The sequence below is a fragment of the Mesorhizobium sp. B2-9-1 genome (assembly GCF_006439455.1).
GTDB lineage: Bacteria > Pseudomonadota > Alphaproteobacteria > Rhizobiales > Rhizobiaceae > Mesorhizobium.
In genome coordinates this window covers 41,578-61,529 of the sequence record NZ_VFTP01000010.1, presented here as the reverse complement: position 1 = coordinate 61,529, position 19,952 = coordinate 41,578, and the positions used below count along the sequence as shown (strand labels likewise).

General features: G+C 65.2%; 23 protein-coding genes. 12 read left to right on the top strand and 11 right to left on the bottom strand.

What is annotated here, in order from left to right; genetic code table 11:
* Nucleotides 1–4 precede the first annotated feature (4 nt).
* A complete protein-coding gene (locus tag FJW05_RS18360) occupies nucleotides 5–1,015 on the bottom strand; it encodes a polysaccharide deacetylase family protein (protein WP_140634603.1) in 1,011 nt (336 codons plus the stop codon).
* Nucleotides 1,016–1,217: 202 nt separating this feature from the next.
* Between FJW05_RS18360 and FJW05_RS18355 the strand changes: the two genes are divergently transcribed.
* Entirely contained in the window at nucleotides 1,218–1,883 is a 666-nt protein-coding gene (locus FJW05_RS18355) for a tetratricopeptide repeat protein (RefSeq protein ID WP_140634601.1), read from the top strand.
* Between the two features lie 6 nt (nucleotides 1,884–1,889).
* Nucleotides 1,890–3,320: a ribosome biogenesis GTPase Der gene (gene der / locus FJW05_RS18350; RefSeq protein ID WP_140546300.1), complete on the top strand. Its 1,431-nt coding sequence runs from the start codon at nucleotides 1,890–1,892 to the stop codon at nucleotides 3,318–3,320.
* Between the two features lie 230 nt (nucleotides 3,321–3,550).
* Here der and FJW05_RS18345 read toward each other — a convergent pair whose 3' ends face one another.
* A complete protein-coding gene (locus tag FJW05_RS18345; RefSeq protein WP_140634599.1) occupies nucleotides 3,551–4,471 on the bottom strand; it encodes a LysR substrate-binding domain-containing protein in 921 nt (306 codons plus the stop codon).
* A gap of 115 nt (nucleotides 4,472–4,586) precedes the next feature.
* Between FJW05_RS18345 and FJW05_RS18340 the strand changes: the two genes are divergently transcribed.
* From FJW05_RS18340 to FJW05_RS18310, 7 genes are all read left to right on the top strand, one after another.
* The gene (locus FJW05_RS18340) at nucleotides 4,587–5,855 is read left to right on the top strand and encodes an MFS transporter (protein WP_140634597.1); all 1,269 of its coding nucleotides are present in this window, start codon (nucleotides 4,587–4,589) and stop codon (nucleotides 5,853–5,855) included.
* A gap of 169 nt (nucleotides 5,856–6,024) precedes the next feature.
* Nucleotides 6,025–7,206 (top strand): cell wall hydrolase, encoded by a 1,182-nt coding sequence (locus FJW05_RS18335; RefSeq protein WP_140634595.1) that lies wholly within the window; start codon nucleotides 6,025–6,027, stop codon nucleotides 7,204–7,206.
* A gap of 267 nt (nucleotides 7,207–7,473) precedes the next feature.
* Nucleotides 7,474–7,866: an AtpZ/AtpI family protein gene (locus FJW05_RS18330; RefSeq protein ID WP_095768724.1), complete on the top strand. Its 393-nt coding sequence runs from the start codon at nucleotides 7,474–7,476 to the stop codon at nucleotides 7,864–7,866.
* Between the two features lie 65 nt (nucleotides 7,867–7,931).
* Nucleotides 7,932–8,690, top strand: coding sequence for a F0F1 ATP synthase subunit A (locus FJW05_RS18325; protein ID WP_095768723.1), 759 nt, complete (start codon nucleotides 7,932–7,934; stop codon nucleotides 8,688–8,690).
* A gap of 75 nt (nucleotides 8,691–8,765) precedes the next feature.
* Entirely contained in the window at nucleotides 8,766–8,990 is a 225-nt protein-coding gene (locus tag FJW05_RS18320) for a F0F1 ATP synthase subunit C (RefSeq protein WP_027164582.1), read from the top strand.
* A 60-nt stretch (nucleotides 8,991–9,050) separates the two neighbouring features.
* Nucleotides 9,051–9,632: a F0F1 ATP synthase subunit B gene (locus FJW05_RS18315; protein WP_140634593.1), complete on the top strand. Its 582-nt coding sequence runs from the start codon at nucleotides 9,051–9,053 to the stop codon at nucleotides 9,630–9,632.
* A gap of 11 nt (nucleotides 9,633–9,643) precedes the next feature.
* Nucleotides 9,644–10,135: a F0F1 ATP synthase subunit B gene (locus FJW05_RS18310; RefSeq protein ID WP_140546306.1), complete on the top strand. Its 492-nt coding sequence runs from the start codon at nucleotides 9,644–9,646 to the stop codon at nucleotides 10,133–10,135.
* A 446-nt stretch (nucleotides 10,136–10,581) separates the two neighbouring features.
* Here the strand turns inward: FJW05_RS18310 and FJW05_RS18305 are convergent, their stop codons facing one another.
* On the bottom strand, nucleotides 10,582–11,280 hold the full coding sequence (locus FJW05_RS18305) for a ribonuclease HII (protein ID WP_140634592.1): 699 nt from the start codon (nucleotides 11,278–11,280) through the stop codon (nucleotides 10,582–10,584).
* A gap of 294 nt (nucleotides 11,281–11,574) precedes the next feature.
* The gene (locus tag FJW05_RS18300) at nucleotides 11,575–12,729 is read right to left on the bottom strand and encodes a PA0069 family radical SAM protein (RefSeq protein WP_140545516.1); all 1,155 of its coding nucleotides are present in this window, start codon (nucleotides 12,727–12,729) and stop codon (nucleotides 11,575–11,577) included.
* Between the two features lie 148 nt (nucleotides 12,730–12,877).
* On the opposite strand from FJW05_RS18300, the gene FJW05_RS18295 reads away from it, so the two are divergent.
* Nucleotides 12,878–13,381, top strand: coding sequence for a glycosyltransferase (locus FJW05_RS18295; protein WP_095768718.1), 504 nt, complete (start codon nucleotides 12,878–12,880; stop codon nucleotides 13,379–13,381).
* A gap of 180 nt (nucleotides 13,382–13,561) precedes the next feature.
* Here FJW05_RS18295 and FJW05_RS18290 read toward each other — a convergent pair whose 3' ends face one another.
* The 7 genes from FJW05_RS18290 to FJW05_RS18260 form a co-directional block, all read right to left on the bottom strand.
* Entirely contained in the window at nucleotides 13,562–13,987 is a 426-nt protein-coding gene (locus tag FJW05_RS18290) for an aldehyde-activating protein (RefSeq protein WP_140545517.1), read from the bottom strand.
* A gap of 124 nt (nucleotides 13,988–14,111) precedes the next feature.
* Entirely contained in the window at nucleotides 14,112–14,669 is a 558-nt protein-coding gene (moaB, locus tag FJW05_RS18285; protein WP_140545518.1) for a molybdenum cofactor biosynthesis protein B, read from the bottom strand.
* Nucleotides 14,656–15,549: a 4-(cytidine 5'-diphospho)-2-C-methyl-D-erythritol kinase gene (locus FJW05_RS18280; RefSeq protein WP_140634590.1), complete on the bottom strand. Its 894-nt coding sequence runs from the start codon at nucleotides 15,547–15,549 to the stop codon at nucleotides 14,656–14,658. Before FJW05_RS18280 ends, moaB begins: the two co-directional genes overlap by 14 nt.
* Nucleotides 15,550–15,574: 25 nt before the next feature.
* Nucleotides 15,575–15,760: a hypothetical protein gene (locus FJW05_RS18275; protein WP_095768715.1), complete on the bottom strand. Its 186-nt coding sequence runs from the start codon at nucleotides 15,758–15,760 to the stop codon at nucleotides 15,575–15,577.
* Nucleotides 15,761–15,844: 84 nt separating this feature from the next.
* A complete protein-coding gene (locus FJW05_RS18270) occupies nucleotides 15,845–16,702 on the bottom strand; it encodes a S49 family peptidase (RefSeq protein ID WP_140634588.1) in 858 nt (285 codons plus the stop codon).
* Between the two features lie 241 nt (nucleotides 16,703–16,943).
* Nucleotides 16,944–17,741: a methyltransferase gene (locus FJW05_RS18265; RefSeq protein ID WP_140634586.1), complete on the bottom strand. Its 798-nt coding sequence runs from the start codon at nucleotides 17,739–17,741 to the stop codon at nucleotides 16,944–16,946.
* Nucleotides 17,741–17,965, bottom strand: a complete 225-nt coding sequence (locus FJW05_RS18260; RefSeq protein WP_140545522.1) for a DUF2007 domain-containing protein — start codon at nucleotides 17,963–17,965, stop codon at nucleotides 17,741–17,743. The genes FJW05_RS18265 and FJW05_RS18260 overlap by 1 nt, the downstream gene beginning before the upstream one ends.
* A gap of 154 nt (nucleotides 17,966–18,119) precedes the next feature.
* Here FJW05_RS18260 and FJW05_RS18255 point away from each other — a divergent pair, with 154 nt between their 5' ends.
* Together FJW05_RS18255 and FJW05_RS18250 are read left to right on the top strand one after the other, a co-directional pair.
* A complete protein-coding gene (locus FJW05_RS18255) occupies nucleotides 18,120–19,133 on the top strand; it encodes a polyprenyl synthetase family protein (RefSeq protein ID WP_140634738.1) in 1,014 nt (337 codons plus the stop codon).
* Nucleotides 19,134–19,233: 100 nt separating this feature from the next.
* Nucleotides 19,234–19,899, top strand: a complete 666-nt coding sequence (locus FJW05_RS18250) for a GntR family transcriptional regulator (protein ID WP_140634584.1) — start codon at nucleotides 19,234–19,236, stop codon at nucleotides 19,897–19,899.
* Nucleotides 19,900–19,952: the final 53 nt, after the last annotated feature.

Below are 19,952 nucleotides of genomic sequence, written 5' to 3'. Positions count from 1 at the left end.
CCAGTTAGCCGCCCACACTCACCTGTGACGACTGGCCGGCGCGCTGGCGCGCGACATAGTCGCGGAAACTGATGCACTCGACTTGCGGCATCGCGCAGACCTCGTCGGCGAAGCGCTCCAGCGCGTTCCAGTACGCGCCGTTGTTCATCAGCGTGAAGTGGAAGCCGAGCTCCAGCGGCAGGCGCTTGCCATTGTACTGAGCCTCGAAAGCAGCGTGGAACGCCTGGTAGGCCCGCTCGGTGAATGCGTCCGCCATGGCCGGCTTCTCGGTGCCGCCCGAGTGGCGGACATAAAGATTGTAATCCATGGCGACGACCGGCTTCGCCTTCGGTCCCTCCGGGACAAGCGGCAGGGCAAAACGGGTTGTGCCATTCAGGGTCGGCGGCACGACCGGGCCGTTCGAGACGCCGCTCGCATCGTATTCAAAGCCGGCCTCGGGCAGCGCTTCGAAAAGCGCACTACCGGTGGACAGATAGGGCGCGCGAAAACCGGTTACGGTATGGCGGGCGAAATCGCGCCAGCCGGGCGGCTCGGGAGAAATGCCGTTGATCGCATAGGCGTTCTCGAAAATGCGCCGCGCGGAGGCGAATTCGGCCAGCCAGTCGGCCTTGCTCCAGGCCTTGCCGTCGAAATGGCCGCAGGCATGGCTGCCGATGTCGTGGCCCTCGGCAGCCGCCAGCCGGACCTGCTCAAGCCGGTCGGCGACATCCTGTTTCGAGGCGCCGAAGCCGACATTGGATTTGCCGGCGGCCATGCCGGGGCCGGCATAGTGCAGCCGCGTCTCGGGAGAGAGCAGGAAGACGCAGGACAGGAAGTAGGTGAAATGCGCGCCCGTGCGCTTTGCCAGCGCCCGGCTGCGCTGCCATTGCGAGATATCGCGGGCGGCATCGAACGAGATCAGCACGACCTGCTTGGCCGGCGAAACGGTTGGCGATTTCGGCGGATCGGCGAAGGCGCCGTTGGCTGAGGCGAGCGAGGCGAGACTGATCGCAAGAACGCGGTACGAACGAAGCATTGACAACCTTCTGGCGGGGACGTCTCCGGCCGATCGGAAGCCGGCTATCGCGCAAATGTGGCGCGGTTGCGTTCAGGTATGGACTGTGGGCGCCCGGCATTCTCAGCCGATTTTCCGGTCCGCCCCCTTCCATGCCGACGAAATTTCGCTAAAACGCGGGCTCAAGAAGCGCCTCCTCCTGGGGCCGCAATGGTTTTGATTGATGTCGGACGACAGTTTTATCCGCGAAGTCAACGAAGAGATGCGTCGCGAGCAGGCGCAGAAGCTATGGGACCGTTTCGGCCCGGCCATTCTCGGCCTTGCCATCCTGATCGTGCTCGGCACCGCCGCTGTCGTCGGCTACCGCTATTGGGACGAAACCCGCGCCAACCGCTCGGGCGACGCCTTCTCGGCCGCCCTCAAGCTCGCCAATGACGGCAAGAACGACGAGGCCATCGCCGCGCTCGACCAGCTGGAGAAGGACGGCTACGGCGCCTATCCGCTGCTCGCCCGCATGCGCGCCGCGACCGTCAAGGCCAACAAGGGCGACGTCGACGGCGCGGTCAAGGATTTCGACGAGGTCGCCGCCGACAACGCCATTCCCGCCGGCATTCGCGATATCGCGCGGCTGAGGGCGGCGCTCCTGCTCGTCGACCACGGATCCTATGCCGATGTCTCCAGCCGCATCGAGGCGCTTACCGCCGACACCAATCCGTTGCGCCATTCGGCGCGCGAGGCGCTCGGCCTTGCCGCCTGGAAGGATGGCAAGTCGGCGGACGCGCTCAAACTGTTCGACCAGATCTCTTCGGATGAAGCCGCCCCGCGCAATGTGCGCCAGCGTGCGCAGCTGATGTCCGAGCTGATCCGCGGGTCGGGCAACGTGTCGTGATCCTGGATGGGCTTCAAAGTCGCCATCATCGGCCGGCCTAACGTCGGCAAATCGACTCTTTTCAATCGGCTGGTCGGAAAGAAGCTGGCGCTTGTCGACGACACGCCGGGGGTGACGCGCGACCGCCGCGTCCACGCGGCAAAACTCTACGATCTTCATTTCGATGTCATCGACACCGCCGGCTTCGAGGACGCGGCGGCTTCGACGCTGCCCGGCCGCATGCGCCAGCAGACCGAGATCGCCATTCGCGAAGCCGACCTCATCTTCTTCACGGTCGATGCCAAGTCGGGCCTGATGCCCGACGACCGCACCTTCGCCGAGGTGGTGCGCAAATCCGGCAAGCCGGTCGTGCTTGTGGCCAACAAGGCAGAGGCGCGTGGCGCTCAAGGAGGCATGCTGGAAGCTTGGGAGCTCGGCCTCGGCGAGCCGATCCCGATCTCGGCCGAGCACGGCCAGGGCATGCCGGATCTGCGCGACGCGGTGATTGAAGCGCTCGGCCAGGAACGCGCTTTCGGCGAGGACGAGGAAGACGAAGCCGGCGAGATCGCCGCCAGCGAGGTTCTGATCGGCGAGGACATCGCCGACCCGGATGCTGAAGCGTCCTATGACGACACCAAGCCGCTGCGCATCGCCGTCGTCGGCCGCCCGAACGCCGGCAAGTCGACGCTCATCAATGCGCTGATAGGCGAGGAGCGGCTGCTGACCGGTCCGGAAGCCGGCATCACGCGCGATTCGATCTCGGTCGACTGGGACTGGCGTGGTCGCAGGATAAAGCTGTTCGACACGGCCGGCATGCGCCGCAAATCCAGGATCCATGAAAAGCTGGAAGTGCTCTCGGTGCAGGATGGCCTGCGCGCCATCCGCTTCGCCGAGATCGTCATCATCATGCTCGACGCCACCATCCCGTTCGAGAAGCAGGATCTGCAGATCGCAGACCTCATCATCCGCGAGGGCAGGGCGCCGGTGATCGCCTTCAACAAATGGGACCTGATCGACAACCCGCAGGAGCTTCTGGCCGAGCTGCGCGAGAAAACCGAGCGGCTCCTGCCGCAGGTGCGCGGCATCCAGGCGGTGACGGTGTCGGCCGAGACCGGGCGCGGTCTCGACCGGCTGATGGAAAGCGTCATCAAGACGCACAAGGTCTGGAACAGCCGCGTCTCGACCGGCAAGCTCAACCGCTGGCTGGAAGGCATCCTCGCCCATCACCCGCCGCCCGCCGTCGCCGGCCGCCGGCTGAAGATCAAATACGTCACGCAGGCCAAGACCCGCCCGCCGGGCTTCGTCGTCTCCTGCTCGCGGCCGGACGCGATGCCGCAATCCTACGTCCGCTATTTGACCAACAGCCTCCGCGAGGCCTTCGACATGCCCGGCGTGCCGATCCGCATGGCGCTGCGCACCTCGGACAATCCGTTTGCGGGCAGGGCGAAGAAGCGGTGAGGCCTTTGGTGGCAGCCGCCGGTCTTTCGTCATCCACGGGCGAAGCAAGGAGCGGAGCGACGCAGCGTAGACCCGAGGATCCATTCCGTGACTTAGAAGCGCCGCGGCGGTTCAGAATTCTGCACCGCTGCATTCCTTGCGCGAGGTAACGGAATGGATTCTATGGTCTGCGCGCGTCGCTTCGCTCCTTGCTTCGCCATAGAATGACGAGCGCGATAGGGACCAAAACCTCACGCGACCTCTCGCAACCCATCGCCCGTTCGCGCTCCCTCCGGCAGCGTCTCCAGTGCCGCCTGCAGCAGGATCTCCGCCAGCCGTGTCGCGACCGGGTCGAGCTCGGCGTCCTTCCGATGCAGGTGCAGCGCCATCGTCGGCAGCGCCGGCAGCCCGAGGACTCCCGGCGCGATCGCCCTGACATCGGCCGGCAGGCCGATATCGGTGCGGATCGTCAGGCCGAGACCCGCCGCCACCGCTGCCCAGATGCCGCCGAGGGAAGGACTCGAGAAGGCCATGCGCCAGGGCATGCCCGCGCGATCGAGTGTCTCGGTCGCCACCGTTCTGAGCAGGCACGGCGCCTCGAACACCACGAGCGGCAGCGGCTCGCCATTGCGCGGACCGGCCTCGATCGGCTTGGCCGGGCCGATCCAGCGCGCCGGCACGTCGGCGACATGGCGGCTGTAGGGCAGGGTCGCGCCGTCATGCCAGGCGAGCGCGATGTCGAGATTGCCTGACAGGACACGCTCGGCCAGTTCGTAGCTGCGTCCGATGCGCGCCTCGATGCGGACCTTGGGATGGGCGCGGGCGAAGCGGCCGAGCACGTCGGGCAGCACGGCCTCGCCGAAATCCTCCTGCAGGCCGAGCCGTACCCAGCCTTCCAGTTCGACGCCGCGGATGGCGGAGGCCGCTTCGTCGTTGAGCTCGATCAGCCGCCGCGCATAGCCGAGCATCGTCTCGCCGGCTTCGGTGAGCGCGAGGCCGCGCCCAGCCTTGCGGAAGACCGGCGTGTCCGCCTGCTCTTCCAGCTTCTTCAATTGCGCGCTGACCGCGGATGTCGAGCGGCCAAGCCGTTCGGCTGCCTTGGCGAAGCTGCCGAGCTCCATGCCGGTGACGAAGGTTCTGAGGACATCGAGGTCGAAAGTGACACGGCGCATCGGATCGTCCTGATTTTCAGGAGTATTGATAAAAAACTTCCTGATTTTATGGATAAAGCTATGGCGCTACATCCTGTCCGTCAAGCCGTCAGCCGGCCGTCACGGGAATGAAGCAATGTCCGCCATCGTCACACGAAACGACTGCCAGCCGCCCGCGGGAGACATTGCCGCCCGCCGCGCCTTCGGCCCCAACCATCGCTGGAAGGTGCTGGGCATCGGGGTCGCCGCCAATGCCGGCTTCTCCGCCACCTTCTCCGGCATTCCGGCAACCGCGGTGGTCATGCGCCAGGGCTACCATCTCGACAACGCCTCGCTCGGCCTGGCGCTCGGGCTTCTCGGCCTCGGCGTGGCGCTCAGCGAGCTGCCTTGGGGCGTGCTCACCGACCGTTGGGGCGACCGCCGCGTGCTCCTGACCGGGCTCGGCGCGACGGCGGCATGGCTCTTCATCATGGCGATGCTCGTCGTGCCGACAAAAATGGCGGTACCCGGCGTCGCGCTGCTGTCGGCAAGCCTGCTCGTCGTCGGCCTGCTCGGTGGCAGCGTCAACGGTTCCAGCGGCCGCGCCATCATGGGCTGGTTCAGCGAGGGCGAGCGCGGCTTCGCCATGAGCATCAGGCAGACGGCGGTGCCGCTCGGCGGCGGGCTGGGCGCGCTTGTCCTGCCGTCGCTGGCGTGGAGTTTGGGATTCACGGCGGTCTTCGGCCTGCTTGCGGTCGTCTCCGCGCTCTCTGCCTGGTTTGCCTGGCGCTGGCTGCACGAGCCGCCAGTGGAAAGCGGCGCTCACGCCGCGACGGCGACACTTGGCCCGGCGCCATTGCGCAACATCGAGGTGTGGCGCATCTCGACCGCCATCGGCCTGCTCTGCTTCCCGCAGGTCGCGGTGCTGACCTTCGCCTCGGTCTTCCTGCATGACTTTGCCGGCATGGGCACCTTTGTGACCAGCGCCAGCCTCGCCGCGGTGCAGGCCGGCGCGATGGCGATGCGTGTCTGGAGCGGGCGCTTCACCGACCGCCACGGCAACCGTCGGCCGTTCCTGAAAGTCTGCAGCGCGCTGAGCGCATTTGCATTCCTGGCGCTGTGGCTGCTGGTGATCGGCGCTGCCGGCGCGCCGTCGCTGCTGCCGTTGCTTCCGCTGATGGTCGTCGTTGCCGGCATATCCGTCTCTGCCTGGCATGGCGTCGCCTATACCGAGCTCGCCACGCTTGCCGGCGCCGGCCATGTCGGCACCGCCCTCAGCCTGGCCAATAGTTTTGTGTTCATCGGCTTCTGCCTGGTGCCGATCGCCATTCCGTGGCTGCTGGTGGTCTTCGCATGGCCGGGCGTGTGGCTCGCGGCCGCGATCTGCGCGGCGCTCGCCTGGCCGATCTTCCTGCGCCCCGCCTGATTGATCCCACGCCTTATTCACCCAGGCCAGATTCTTCGCCGGCTTGCCGCAGAAACGGCAAGCCGGCTTGCCTCAAACATGAAAAGAACACGATCGATGTCGTTAACCCCGCATCAAGGTTAATGCTTCATTTTGACTCTCCGGGGTCAGTAGCGTTCTGGAGAGTTCCGTGCATCGACGCGTTTCATTGCGGCTTGCCGCCGCCGCCGTTGCGAAAAAACGTTCCTTTCTTCCTCCTTTGGTGCTCGGGCTCGGTATTTGGATCGGCTTTCCGTCGGCCGTCGCCTATCAGGATATGGCGAGCCTGATCTCCGGCCTGGAATCGTCCGACACCCGCTGGAACGCCTATATCGAGAAATCCGCCGCCGGCTCGGTGCATGCCGCCGAAATGCCGTTTGTCGATTCCGTCACCACCGGCTCGCTCTCCGGTTCCGGCGTGAATTTGCCGGGGGTGGGCACCGTCGCCTTCCGCGGCAAGGGCAACGCCGTCGGCGTGACGCCCGATGAAGACCGCGTCATGCGCGCCGACAAGAAGGGACGTATCGTCAAGGTCTCGCCGGTCGCGCCGCCCAAGAATTTCAGCGCCGGCTCGATTTTCGAGCGCACCTCCTCGCTGCTGCGTCCCGCGATGGACAGCGGTCTGAAGCTCACCTTCGCCAAGCCCGGTATCAAGGGCAAGGAAGTCCAGATCGCCCAGGCCTTCCATCTTCGCGAGGACAAGAGGCCGGATCCGGCGCTGCCGGCGGCACTTGTCGCTCTCGTCAACAACGACAAGCCGGACATTCTTGCCACGGCCTATGCCCAGTCCGCGCCCGACTACGCCAAGGCTTCGCCCTTCGAGGCGCTGCTGCAGGACGATCCGAACGATGGCCGCTTCATTCCGCCGATGGGCAAGGGCGACCATGCCTGGCTGCAGACCCCCCTGCCGGCGAGTGTCTTTTCCAAGCCCGAGCAGGCCTGCCTTGCCAAGGGCATCTATTTCGAGGCGCGCAGCGAGCCTGTCCGCGGCCAGGCGGCGGTGGCGCAGGTGATCCTCAACCGCGTCCGCAACCCGACCTATCCGAAGACGATCTGCGGCGTCGTCTACCAGAACGACAACTGGTTCAACCGCTGCCAGTTCTCCTTTGCCTGCGACGGCAGGAAGAAGACAATCACCGACCTGGCTTCCTACAAGACCGCCCAGGAGGTTGCCATGGCGGTGACCGCCGGCAAGATCTTCATTCCCGAGGTCGGCTCATCGACGCATTACTACGCCAATTACGTCCATCCGGGCTGGGCGCGGGCCATGCACAAGATGACCAGGATCGGCCTGCATATCTTCTACCGCACCTACGGCGGCGGCTGGAGCTGAGCCGCTTAAACACCGCCCCGGCTGTCCTTCCTCCACACCTCCGGCAATGCCCCGGCGGACGCGCCTTGTTGCGCGGATTCGCGCCGTCGCCTCACGCGGGCGTGAAGGGCACGATGTCGCACCTCGATAAACCATTGATTTAACTGTTAAAAATACATCGCTCGGAAGTTCGGCCCGTGGCTTGACGGGGGCGGACCCTCTAACTATGTTGCCGGCGACTTTAGAAGCGGACGGACGGCAATCGTCTGCCCGGGCAGGGGGGTTGCGATGGCCGACAAAACCGGGCCAGACGGAACCGGAGAAACCGGCCGCGGCAGGCAGCCAGAAGCCACCATCCGCGACGACGAACTTGAGCGCCGCCGGCGCGATCTCGAAGCATCGCTTGCGACGAGACGCACGGACCGGTCCGAGGGGAAAGACGAAGCGAAAGCTGCGACCGGTTACGGTCAGGCGCTGAAGCTGTCCAGCGAGTTCATCGCCGGAGTGGTGGTCGGTGTCGGCTTGGGCTGGATCATCGACCGTCTGGCGGGAATAGCGCCCTGGGGTCTGATCGTCGGCCTGTTGCTGGGCTTTGGCGCAGGCATACTCAATGTCCTGCGTTCGGCGGGACTGGCATCGGAATTCGGCCAGGGCGGCAAGCCGCGCGAGCCGAGAGAATGAAGTGAGGCGCCGCAGGGCGCTAAAGTGAATTAAAAAGCCGTTTGTGGCTTTGACGGGGATTTAAAGTGGCTGCTGACAAGGTCGATCCGATCCACCAGTTCCAGATCCATCCGATCATCCCGCTGCATATCGGCGGCTACGACGTATCTTTCACCAACTCCTCTTTGTTCATGGTCGTCACGATCGTCCTGGCGTCCGCCTTCCTCTATATGAGCACCGCCAGCCGGGCCTTGATTCCGGGTCGCCTGCAGTCGGTGTCCGAAATGGCCTACGAATTCGTCGGCAACATGCTGCGCGATGCCGCGGGCAAGCAGGGCATGCAGTTCTTCCCGCTGGTGTTCTCGCTGTTCATGTTCGTGCTGGTCGCCAATCTGATCGGCCTGTTCCCTTATTTCTTCACCGTCACCAGCCACATCATCGTCACCTTCACGCTGGCGATCCTGGTCATCGGCACGGTCCTCGTCTACGGCTTCGCCAAGCACGGCTTCGGCTTTCTCAAGCTGTTCGTGCCGCATGGCGTGCCGGGCTATCTTCTGCCGCTGGTGGTGGCGATCGAAATCATCTCCTTCGTCTCGCGGCCCGTCAGCCTCTCGGTTCGTCTTTTCGCCAACATGCTCGCCGGCCACATCACGCTGAAAGTGTTCTCGGGCTTCGTCGTCAGCCTGAGCGCGTTTGGCGCCGTCGGTATCGCCGGCTCGGTGCTGCCGCTTGCCATGGCGGTCGCGCTCTCCGCGCTCGAGCTGCTGGTGGCCTTCCTCCAGGCCTATGTGTTCGCGGTGCTGACCTGCATGTATCTGAACGACGCACTGCACCCGAGCCACTGATTTTCACCGGCGCCCCGGCGCCAGCTTACCCAACGTACCAACTGCAACGAACAGAGAAACCACAGGAGTTTTGAAATGGACGCAACTGCAGCAGCTGCTATCGGCGCTGGTATCGCCTGCATCGGCATGGGCGGCGCGGGCATCGGCCTCGGCAACATCTTCGGCAGCTACCTCTCGGGTGCGCTCCGCAACCCGTCGGCCGCCGACGGCCAGTTCGGCCGCCTGATCTTCGGCTTCGCGGTGACCGAAGCTCTGGGCATCTTCTCGCTCCTGATCGCTCTGCTCCTGGTCTTCAAGTAAGAGCCGGCGCTGACGAAAGGGGCCGCATGGTGCGGCCCGTTCTAGGGACAGGGGAATGAGATGTTCGTGACATCTGCCTATGCGCAAGAAGCAGCGCCGGCCGCGGCCGAGGGCGATACGCATGCCGGCACTGCCGTGCCTGCCGCGGAGCATGAAGCGTTCCCGCCGTTCGATGCCAAGACCTTCCCGTCGCAGATCCTGTGGCTGGTCATCACCTTCGGGCTCTTCTACCTGTTCCTGAAGCGGGTTGTGATGCCGCGTCTTGGCGGCATCATCGATGTCCGCAACGACCGCATCGCCCAGGACCTCGATCATGCCGCAAGGCTGAAGGGCGAGGCGGACGCCGCGGTTGCTGCCTATGAGCAGGAACTGGCGGAAGCCAAGGTCAACGCCAACAAGATCGGCCAGCAGGCGAACGACGCCGCCAAGGCGCAAGCCGAGGGCACGCGCAAGAAGCTCGAGGCCGAGCTTGAGAAGAAGCTTGGCGAAGCCGAGGCGAGCATCGCCTCGATCAAGGCCAAGGCGATGAAGGAAGTCGGCACCATCGCCGAGGACACGACCTCGGCCATCGTCGAGGCGCTTGTCGGCGGCAAGACCGACAAGGCCGAGATCGCGGCCGCGGTCAAATCCGCGAGCCAGTGAGGAGCGGGATCATGGACGCCACATCACTCGCCACGCTCTGGGCCACCATCGCCCTGATCATCTTCCTCGGCGCCGTCATCTATCTGAGGGTGCCGGGCATGCTTGCCAAGTCGCTCGACGCCCGCGCGGCCAAGATCAGCAGCGAGCTCGAGGAGGCACGGCGCCTGCGCGAGGAGGCCCAGCAGCTGCTGCGCCAGTATCAGCAGAAGCGTAAGGAAGCCGAGAAGGAGGCCGCCGACATCGTCGCTGCCGCCAAACGCGAGGCTGACTTGCTTGCCTCCGAGGCGGCCAAGAAGACTGAGGACTATGTCGCCCGGCGCACTGCGCTTGCCGAGCAGAAGATCAGCCAGGCCGAGCGCGAGGCGGTCAGCGAAGTGCGCGCCACCGCCGTCGACATCGCTGTCGAGGCCGCCCGCGCGCTGCTTGCCGCCAAGGTCGACGTCAAAGCCGGCGCGGATCTGTTCAAGTCGGCGCTGGATGACGTCAAGGCCAAGCTGAATTGAGCTGATCGCAGTTACGAATGAGAAAGCCGCTGGGCAAACCCGGCGGCTTTTTTGCTTGATAGGGGAAGCGGGACGCCGAAGCCGCCAATCTCCCCCATAAGGGGCTACGCTATGCACACATTTCCGAGCAGCTGGTCTTTGGCGATAGCGTGCATGGCAGCTTGGCGCATGCATTGTTTGATGTAGCGCTGGTCGACCCCCACTCCGTCTCGGCTTCGCCGAGCCACCTCTCCCCCGATCGACGGGGCAGAGGAAAGGCGCCGAGTTTTTTGCCGTCAACGCTCGTCCAGCAACGCTTCCTTCCTTTCCCTCCGGAGGGGGAAAGGTGGCGCTGCGAAGCAGCGACGGATTGGGGGAACCACCTGGCAATCAAGCCTGCGCCGATCAGTCACGCCAGTGACAGAAGATGTCCGCAAGCCGTAACCACAAGGGGGGAGATCAGCTAACTACTCCAGCCCGGCGAGGCTCTCTTCCTCTTCCGCCATCTCAGCTCCACCCAATCGGAACGGCGCGAACGAGGCCCGGTGGAGCCGTGCCACCGGCCCATGCGCCTCGATCGCGGTGCGGTGGCGGACCGTCGCGTAGCCCATATGCACTTCGAAGCCGTAGTGCTCGTGATGCCCGCCGCAGCCGCACATCATGCGGTCGCGCATTACCTTGGCGACGATCGAGGCGGCGGCGATCGACTGCGAGCGCTGGTCGCCCTTGATGAGCGCGCGGCCTTCGCAGGCGAGACCTGGCGGTATGTCGCGGCCGTCGGCCAGGGCGAGCTTCGGCCGCAAGGACAGGCCGGCGGCAGCACGGCGCATCGCTTCCAGGCTGGCTTTCAGGATGTTGCTGCTGTCGATGCCTTCGGCGCTGACCGAAGCCATCGAGATGCTGAGTGCCGAGCCAAGAATCTTGAGGAACAGCGCCTCGCGCTGCAAATGGGTGAGGCGCTTGGAATCGTCGAGGCCTTCGGGAATGTTAGCGGGGTTGAGCACCACCGCGGCGGCCACCACCGGACCGGCGAGCGGACCGCGGCCGGCCTCGTCCATGCCGGCGACCGGCCACAGCCCGTCGGCTATCGCTTTCGTCTCGATCGAGAAGTCGGGCTTCTCAACCATTTCAAAGAGAAGCGGAGAATCGGAACGCGCGCGAGCCATGGTGCGGCGAGGTTCGCATCGGCTCCGATTCTCCGCAAGTCCTTCCGGGTCGGATGGGGCGTCGGACCGGGAAGGCACCGTCTCACAGCCGGGGGACAGGGGCCGGACGGAATTTCGAAACAAATGGCAATTCCAGACCGAAAATCGCTTTGCCTGGAAGTGCTTAGCGCCGGCCGTCATGGCCGGTGCTGGCGCTGGATCAGGATGACATTGGTTGCATCGTCATCCTGATCCAACCTTTTGTTGGAGCATGATCTTTTCCGAAAACCGGTTCCCACTTTTCGGGATCATGCTCTAAAGCAGCATCAGCTGCTCGCCGGCACTGGCGCCTGCGACGAATTGGTCGGTGCGAAGCTGCCGCCGCTCGACATTGAGGCCGAGCCGCTTGGCGGCGATCTCGAAGCGCCGGCCGATCTGCCAGGCATAGGGACCGGCACCCTTCATACGCTTGCCCCATTCGGAATCGTAATCCTTGCCGTCGCGCATCGAGCGGATCAACGACATCACATGCCGGTAGCGGTCGGGATAATGGCGCAACAGCCAGTCCTTGAAGATCGGCGCCACTTCGAGCGGCAGGCGCAGGATGACATAGCCGGCCTCCCGCGCGCCGGCGGCTCTAGCCGAATCGAGGATGCGCTCCATCTCCGGATCGGTAAGCCCCGGAATAATCGGCGCCACCATGACCGATGCCGGGATGCCGGCATCCGAAAGTTGGCGGATCGCCTCCAGCCGCTTCGTCGGCGTCGAGGCGCGGGGTTCCATCGTTCTCGCCAGCATCCGGTCGAGCGTCGTCACCGACAGCGCCACCTTGGCAAGGCCGCGCTCGGCCATGCGCGACAGGATGTCGATGTCGCGTGCCACCAGCGCCGATTTGGTGACGATTCCGACCGGATGGCCGCGCGCCTCCAGCACTTCCAGGATCTCGCGCATGATGCGGTATTGCTTCTCGATCGGCTGATAGGGATCGGTGTTGGTGCCGATGGCGATCGTGCGCGGCTGGTAGCCCGGTTTTGACAATTCCCTGTCCAGCATGCGCGCGGCATCCGGCTTGGCGAACAGCTTCGATTCGAAATCGAGCCCCGGCGACAAGCCCATGAAGGCATGCGTCGGCCTGGCGAAGCAGTAGACGCAGCCATGCTCGCAGCCGCGATAGGGGTTGATCGAACGGTCGAAGGAAATGTCGGGCGACTCGTTGCGGGTGATGATGGTGCGCGGCTTTTCGACCTGCACTTCCGTCTTGAACGGCGGCAGTTCCTCCAGCGAGTTCCAGCCGTCGTCGAACACATGCCGGCTGATCGGCTCGAACCGGCCGGACGGATTGATGCCGGCCGAGCGGCCGCGATTGCGGTCGGGCCGCACGCGCATGCCGCTCTGCTCGATCATCGCGTTCGCCATCTCGGCTCGGCCTGCTCCGAAAGCGGCAATGTCGGCGCGCACGATCTGTTCCATTTTCGCCCTCTCCCAAGGACTGTCGGCAGGCTGTCGAATCGCTCTGTTCATGAAACTATTCCTATTTCGCCGAAGAGAACAAAGCAAGAACTTTTTCGCTTGACGCGCGCAACTGGCGCATCGCCGCACTTTCCGCTATTCGGCTAAAATGCTCAGCGTCCTTATCGAAACCCGCAACGACGAAGAGGGGCTTGCCCGTACGCTCGCCTCGCTGGTCGGCGGCGCGGTCGAAGGCGTCGTGCGCGACGTGATCGTCTGCGATCAAGGCTCGACCGACCAGACGCATCGGGTGGCCGAGCATGCCGGCTGCCACTATGCGACCGGCGGGATCGGCGCCGGTATCGGCCAGGCCAAGGGCGACTGGCTGCTCCTGCTCGAGCCGGGCGCGCGGCTCGCCGAGGGCTGGATCGACGAAGTCGTGGCGCACACGGCGAAACAGACCATGCCGGCGCGCTTTTCACGCGCCCGCGCCAACCGTGCGCCTTTCCTGGCCAGGGTGTTCTCGAGCAATCGTGCGCTGGCCGAGGGGCTTGTCATCAGCAAGCGTCAGGCCTCGGCTCTGGCAAAGAGCGCGCGCAGCGCCGAAGCCCTGGCGCGCGGCCTGGCGACCAGAAGGCTGAACGCGGAAATCTGGATCGCGCCGCCGAAATGATGCAAGCTCCACCCTCTCCCCTTGTGGAGAAGGTGTGGCCGAAGGCGACGGATGAGGGGTGCTCCAGGGAGAGCCAGCGCCTCACTCCGCTGGAACACCCCTCATCCGTCTCGGCGCTTGCGCGCCGATTCACCTTCTCCCACAAGGGGAGAAGGTGAAGGCAGCGCTGGGCCTGCCCAGTCAAATCCCCTTAATCTCAACCGGCATCCACGCGCTGCGGCGCCTGGCGAGACGTTGCTCGCGCGTCTCGGCATCGTAGCGGACCGGGATCGGCTCGCGCGAGAACCGCTCGCGATCGTCGAGCGCGTTGACGATGACGATCGCCGTGGCATCGTCACCCTCTCCGGCGATTGCCGCGACATAGACGCCGCACTCGCCGCACAGAAGATAGTCGGCGGTGCGCAAGCCGAAGCGATAGGCCCGCAAGCGCTGCCTGTCCTCGACCGAGACGACCAGCCTGCCGTTCGGGTCGGCGGCCGCGCGCGAGCCGTGCCGGGTGCAGAACGAGCACTGGCAGGCGCGGATTTCCAGTTGCGCGGGATCGAGCGCGGTCGAGAAGCTGAGGCGGATGTTGCCGCAATGGCATCCGCCGCTGTGAACGGTCATGGCGCTGCTCATTGTTTTCTCACATAAGCTACCGTGCCGGCACCGCCTTCGAACATGGCGCCTCGAAGGCGCCAGCGCCAATCCGCCTGCGAACCCTATGCCGGCCGGGCGCCTTAACTGAGCTTTACGAGGTTGGCTTGCCGCCGCGCCTGAGATGCTCGTCCAGCCGCGGCATGATCTCGACGAAGTTGCAGGGCATGTGCCGATAGTCGAGCTGCGCCTTGATAATGCTGTCCCAGGCGTCCTTGCAGGCGCCGGGCGAGCCCGGCAGCACGAAGACGAAGGTGGCGTTGACGACGCCGCCGGTCGCACGGCTCTGGATCGTCGACGTGCCGATCTTATCGTAGGAAATGCGGTGGAAGACTTCCGAAAAGCCATCCATGCGCTTTTCGAAGATCGGCTCCAGCGCCTCCGGCGTCACGTCGCGGCCGGTGAAGCCGGTGCCGCCGGTGGTGATGACGACATCGATGTTTTCGTCCTTCGACCAGCCGAGCACCTTGTCGCGGATCTTTTCGCGGTCGTCGGTCACGATATCGCGCGCGGCAAGGCTGTGGCCGGCTTCCGCGATGCGGTCGGCCAGCGTCTGGCCGGATTTGTCGTCGGCAAGGCTGCGCGTGTCGGAAACCGTAAGCACCGCGATGCGCACCGGAATGAAGGGCCGGCTTTCGTCAAGCTTCGCCATCGCCCACCTCCATGCTGCGCGTCGCGGCAACGAACCAGTCGGGGTGGCGGGCGCGGATCTCGATCGCCGCGCGCTTTGCGACATTGCCGGTCTCGAACAGGCCGAAACAGGTGGCGCCCGAGCCGGACATGCGCGCGAACGCGGCGTCGGCTTTTTTCAGCGCCTTGAGCGCCTCGCCGATCGCCGGCTTGATCGAACGCGCGGCAGGCTCGAGATCGTTGCGCGTCGTCTCCAGCCAGTTGCGGATCGTGTGGAAGTCGAGGCGTTTCGGCAGCGGCGGCAGCGCCTCGTTGTTGCGACTGGAGAGCGCCTTGAACACGTCCGGCGTCGAGACCGCGATGCCCGGATTGACCAGGACGAGGCCGAGCGCCGGAAACGCGGGCAGCGGCGAGACCTCATCGCCGATACCGCGTGCGATCAGCGGCTTTGATTTGAGGCACATCGGCAGATCGGCGCCGAGCGAAAGCCCGATCCGGGCCAGCGAATTGTGGTCGATATCGAGCTTCCAGAGCCGCGCCAGGCCGTTGAGCGTGGCCGCTGCGTCACTCGAGCCGCCGCCGACGCCGGAGGCGATGGGCAGGTTCTTCTCCAGCCGGATGGCGACCGGCGACGCCTGTTGCATGCCGGCTTCCCGGCGCAAGGCATCGCGCGCCTTCACCACCAGATTGTCGCCGTCGAGCGGCAGCCCGGCGGCATAACGGCCGGATACCGAGAATTCATCCTCTTCCGCCGGCTCGATCTCGAGCCGGTCGCAGAAGCGGGTGAAGACGGCAAGGCTGTCGATGAGATGGTAGCCGTCGGCGCGCTGTCCGGTGACATGCAGCGCCAGGTTGATCTTGGCAGGCGCAAGCCACGTCCGGACCTCTGTGCCGGGCTCCAGGATGTCGGCTGCTGGCGAGATGGGATCAGTCCTTGGCGAGACGATATTCGCCGGTCTTGGGGTCCTTGACCAGCGTGCCCGTCGTGCCGTTCGCCGCCTGTCTTTCGGTGCGCCGGATCTTGGCCGTCACGCGTTCGGCCTCGCGCACGAAAGCGCGGTAGCCAAAGTAAGCGGCAGCGCCGACAACGGCGAAGAAAATGATCTGCGGCATCTCTAAAACTCCTCCCGCGTCCTCGCGGCAAGGCCGGCCGAATGGGTCGGTCAAGCGGCCATGCTAGCCGCATTCATGGCTTTTTCAAAGCCCGAAGCGCGCCCATAGCGCGCGCTCTTCCGCCGCATCGAGGACGCCGCTGGCGGCGGCCGCCGCGATATCCGGCGCCGAAACGCGCGAGCCGAACAGGCCGAAACGGCCGAACAGACCGCGTGACGCGGTGATCAGCTTGAGCTGCGTCTTCTCGCCGAAACGGGTCTTGAGCACGCTGCGCATATCGCCCAAAGCATCGACAAGGCCGAGCTCGAGGCCGCGCTTGGCGGTCCAGAACAGGCCGGTGAACAGGTCCGGGTCGTCCTTGAGCTTGCTGCCGCGCCGTTCCTTGACGAGGTCGATGAAGGTCTCGTGCACTTCGAGCTGCAGCGCCTTCAGTCGCTCGATGTCCTCCTTCTTCTCGGGCTTGAACGGATCGAGCACGGCCTTGTTCTGGCCGGCGGTGTGGACGCGCCGCTCGACGCCTATCTTCTTCATCAGTTCCGGGAAACCGAACGAGGCCGAGACCACGCCGATCGAGCCGACGATCGAGGACGGGTCGGCGAAGATCTCGTCGCCGGCGACCGCGATCATGTAGCCGCCGGAGGCCGCCACGTCCTCGACGAAGACCAGCACCTTCTTGTTCTTTTCCGCCGCCAGGTCGCGGATGCGCTTGAAGATCAATCGCGACTGCACCGCTGAGCCGCCCGGCGAATTGATCGAGATGGCGACCGCCGGCGCGTCGAAGCCGAACGCCTTTTCGATCAGGCCGGCCGTCGAGGCGAGCGACAGGCTCGGCCGGAACTGGCCTCCGCCGGCCATGATGGGGCCTTGCAGTCGGATGACCGGAATGGTGACGGCTGTCGAGCGCCAGGATTTCGGCAGCAAGCGGTTGAAAAGGCGTTTCACGAACGATTGTCTCCGGACAAAATGCAAAGGAGCAAGATGAGATCAGGTCGGTTGGTCTGTTTCACGGGCGCGGCGTCATCCTGCCTGGGCATGTAAGGAACTCGCCAGCCAACGGCAATGCCGCATCGCCGGCCAGTGCATGTCGCGCAAAGTGTGCAGCGGTTTTGCGAAAAAGACATGCATAAAGCAAAAACTTAAAGCGCGTCGCTAGAATCCATTTCAACGCGACGCGCTTCAAGGATCAATCGCCGAACAGCGACGCCAGGCCGTTATTGATCATTTCCGTGCGCTCCGCCGGCCCGTTGCCGGACGGCCCGTGCAAGATGAGCGGCGGGCGGATCGACAGTTTTCCGCGCGCGCTGAGCACCGCCCTGACGACGATGCGGATCGCCGCCGCATCCGGCCGCGGATGCACGCATAGCAACTCGGCATCGCCGAACCGCCCCTCCATCGCGTCCAGGATGGCAACCAACTGCTCGGGCCGCGCGATGACGGCCAGCCCGCCGCGCGGCTTGGCGACGGCGGCGGCGCTTCGGATCCAGCGCTCGAACAGCCCGTCCTCCGCCACATGCGCCTCTCTGCGCAACGCGTCGGGCGTCGAGCGATCTTGCGCCGCGTTGAACGGCGGGTTCATGATGACGAAATCGAACTGGTTGTCCGCAAGCCCGGTCTCGCCACGCGCTCGACCGGTCAGCGTCACGTCGGCAATCAGCACTGAGGCGCGGTCGCCGAGATGGCCATTGCCGGGATGCGAAAGCGTGGCAGTGGCGAACCCGGCCATTTCGGCGGAGCGCTCGACAAGCACGGCCTGCGCCGCCGGACAGCGCGACAGGACGGCAAGGGCGGCGGCGCCGGCGCCGGCGCCGAAATCGGCGAGCCGGCCGGAAAAGCCGGACGGCACGGCGGCCGCCAGCATCATGGCGTCCATTCCGGCGCGATGACCGCCCCGGCTCGGCTGCACCAGCCAGAAGCGCCCGCGATGGAAGGCATCGACCGTGTGCGCCGGCGTATCCGGGACGGGGGCGGTGCTGGTTGCCATTATTTTTTGCGGATCTCGTTCTCGATGCCGGCATCCTTGAGAATGCGGCGCGCGGCATCGACCCTTTCGGCATCGACCATCACGCGCCGCGGCAGGATGCCGAGCGAACCGTCGAGCACGCTCATATTCTGGTCGGCGACGAAACAGGCGATGCCGGCATCGCGCATCAGCGATTCGACAAAGGAGATGACGACGGCGTCGTTGGTGCGGACAAGCTCGATCATGAAACGAAAATCGCAGGTTGTGGCGTTCGTGTAAACGTGCGCGTGGACACTCCGTCGGCGGAGCCGCGCTAATTCGCCTCTTGCCGTGCCCGGTTGCGCCGCCCTAGAGTCGGCGCGGGACCAAGGGTGCGTCAGATTGACGGGAGTTGTCGTGGTGGGTGTCGTTCTCAACATCGAAGGCAAGCGGGAACCCGCTTCCATCAAGGATTTGATCGATCTGACAGCCGCCGATATGGGGCGGGTCAACGAGCTGATCCTGTCCAAGGCCGGCTCCGACGTCGAAATGATCCCGGAGATCGCCAATCACCTGATCTCCTCCGGCGGCAAGCGGCTCAGGCCCATGCTCACGCTCGCCGCCGCGCAGATGTTCGACTATTCCGGCGAAGGCCATGTCAAGCTCGCCACGGCGGTCGAGTTCATGCACACGGCGACGCTTCTGCATGACGACGTGGTCGACGAGAGCGCGCTGCGCCGCGGCAAGAAGACGGCGCGCATGATCTGGGGCAACCAGGCGAGCGTGCTCGTCGGCGATTTCCTGCTCGGCCAGGCTTTCCGCATGATGGTCGAGGTCGGTTCGCTGGAAGCCTTGGACATCCTGTCGGCCGCGGCCTCCATCATCGCCGAGGGCGAGGTGATGCAGCTTGCCGCCGCCAAGAACCTCGAGACCACCGAGGACGAGCACTTCGCCGTCATCAAGGCCAAGACGGCGGCGCTGTTCTCGGCCGCCGCCGAGGTCGGGCCGGTCATCGCCCAGGCCTCGCGCACCGACCGCGCGGCGCTTCGCTCCTACGGCATGAATCTCGGCCTTGCCTTCCAGCTCATCGACGACGCGCTGGACTATGGCGGCTCGAGCAAGGAGCTCGGCAAGAATGTCGGCGATGATTTCCGCGAGGGCAAGGTGACGCTGCCGGTGATCCTCGCTTACCGGCGCGGCACCAAGGCCGAGCGCACCTTCTGGAAGCGCGCCATCGAGGACAACGTCGCCGACGATGCCGGGCTTGAAAAGGCCATCGGCCTGATGGCCCGCCACGGCGCCATCGCCGACACGATCGGCCGCGCCCGCCATTTCGGCGAGATCGCCCGCGACGCGTTGGCGCCGCTGGAGGCGACGCCGCAGAAGTCGGCTTTGATCGACGTCATCGATTTCTGCATCAGCCGCGTCAACTGAGCCTGCGGGTCCGGCTCATTTGCGTCCGCCGGGAAGGGCGCTTGTGAATCCCGCGCCGGCCGTCTCGACAAACGGCGGTCTGGCAAATTATCTATAAAATATGGCCAGCAAAGAAGACACGATCGCCGTCCGCATCAGCAAGGAACTGGCGGACCGCATCATTTCGGGCGCGATCGAGCCCGGTTCGCGGCTGCGCCAGGACCATGTCGCCGAGGAATTCAACACCAGTCATGTCCCGGTGCGCGAGGCTTTCCGGCGCCTGGAGGCTCAAGGGTTGGCGATCGGCGAGCCGCGCCGCGGCGTGCGCGTCGCTTCCTTCGATCTCGGCGAGGTCAGGGAGGTGGCCGAGATGCGGGCGGCGCTCGAAGTGCTGGCGCTGCGCCATGCCGCGCCGCATCTGACGACATCAATCCTCGACCAGGCCGAAGAGGCGACCAAGGCCGGCGACAAATCCCGCGACGTGCGCTCCTGGGAAGAGGCCAATCGCACCTTCCATCGGCTGATCCTGGCGCCCTGCAACATGCCGCGCCTGCTCTCCACCATCGACGACTTGCACGCGGCAAGCGCGCGTTTCCTGTTCGCGGCCTGGCGCTCCGAGTGGGAAACCCGCACCGACCAGGATCACCGGGCGATCCTGAGCGCGCTGAGGCAAGGCAACACCGAATCGGCCGCCGCGACACTCGGCCGGCACGTGCAATGGATCGGCCAGAAGCCGGTCAAGACCGCGTCCGGCAAGACCCGCGACGCCTTCGCCATCGTGGGGTAGGTTTGGCGATTGGCCGAGGCCTCTCAGCCTCGTCATTCTAGGGCGGAGCAAGC

What these genes read in the sequence shown, in the direction of transcription:
- FJW05_RS18360 (WP_140634603.1), bottom strand. Translation starts at nt 1,015, where the DNA reads ATGCTTCGTTCGTACCGCGTTCTTGCGATCAGTCTCGCCTCGCTCGCC.
- FJW05_RS18355 (WP_140634601.1), top strand. Translation starts at nt 1,218, where the DNA reads ATGTCGGACGACAGTTTTATCCGCGAAGTCAACGAAGAGATGCGTCGC.
- der (WP_140546300.1), top strand. Translation starts at nt 1,890, where the DNA reads ATGGGCTTCAAAGTCGCCATCATCGGCCGGCCTAACGTCGGCAAATCG.
- FJW05_RS18345 (WP_140634599.1), bottom strand. Translation starts at nt 4,471, where the DNA reads ATGCGCCGTGTCACTTTCGACCTCGATGTCCTCAGAACCTTCGTCACC.
- FJW05_RS18340 (WP_140634597.1), top strand. Translation starts at nt 4,587, where the DNA reads ATGTCCGCCATCGTCACACGAAACGACTGCCAGCCGCCCGCGGGAGAC.
- FJW05_RS18330 (WP_095768724.1), top strand. Translation starts at nt 7,474, where the DNA reads ATGGCCGACAAAACCGGGCCAGACGGAACCGGAGAAACCGGCCGCGGC.
- FJW05_RS18320 (WP_027164582.1), top strand. Translation starts at nt 8,766, where the DNA reads ATGGACGCAACTGCAGCAGCTGCTATCGGCGCTGGTATCGCCTGCATC.
- FJW05_RS18315 (WP_140634593.1), top strand. Translation starts at nt 9,051, where the DNA reads ATGTTCGTGACATCTGCCTATGCGCAAGAAGCAGCGCCGGCCGCGGCC.
- FJW05_RS18310 (WP_140546306.1), top strand. Translation starts at nt 9,644, where the DNA reads ATGGACGCCACATCACTCGCCACGCTCTGGGCCACCATCGCCCTGATC.
- FJW05_RS18305 (WP_140634592.1), bottom strand. Translation starts at nt 11,280, where the DNA reads ATGGCTCGCGCGCGTTCCGATTCTCCGCTTCTCTTTGAAATGGTTGAG.
- FJW05_RS18300 (WP_140545516.1), bottom strand. Translation starts at nt 12,729, where the DNA reads ATGGAACAGATCGTGCGCGCCGACATTGCCGCTTTCGGAGCAGGCCGA.
- FJW05_RS18295 (WP_095768718.1), top strand. Translation starts at nt 12,878, where the DNA reads ATGCTCAGCGTCCTTATCGAAACCCGCAACGACGAAGAGGGGCTTGCC.
- FJW05_RS18290 (WP_140545517.1), bottom strand. Translation starts at nt 13,987, where the DNA reads ATGACCGTTCACAGCGGCGGATGCCATTGCGGCAACATCCGCCTCAGC.
- moaB (WP_140545518.1), bottom strand. Translation starts at nt 14,669, where the DNA reads ATGGCGAAGCTTGACGAAAGCCGGCCCTTCATTCCGGTGCGCATCGCG.
- FJW05_RS18275 (WP_095768715.1), bottom strand. Translation starts at nt 15,760, where the DNA reads ATGCCGCAGATCATTTTCTTCGCCGTTGTCGGCGCTGCCGCTTACTTT.
- FJW05_RS18265 (WP_140634586.1), bottom strand. Translation starts at nt 17,741, where the DNA reads ATGGCAACCAGCACCGCCCCCGTCCCGGATACGCCGGCGCACACGGTC.
- FJW05_RS18260 (WP_140545522.1), bottom strand. Translation starts at nt 17,965, where the DNA reads ATGATCGAGCTTGTCCGCACCAACGACGCCGTCGTCATCTCCTTTGTC.
- FJW05_RS18250 (WP_140634584.1), top strand. Translation starts at nt 19,234, where the DNA reads ATGGCCAGCAAAGAAGACACGATCGCCGTCCGCATCAGCAAGGAACTG.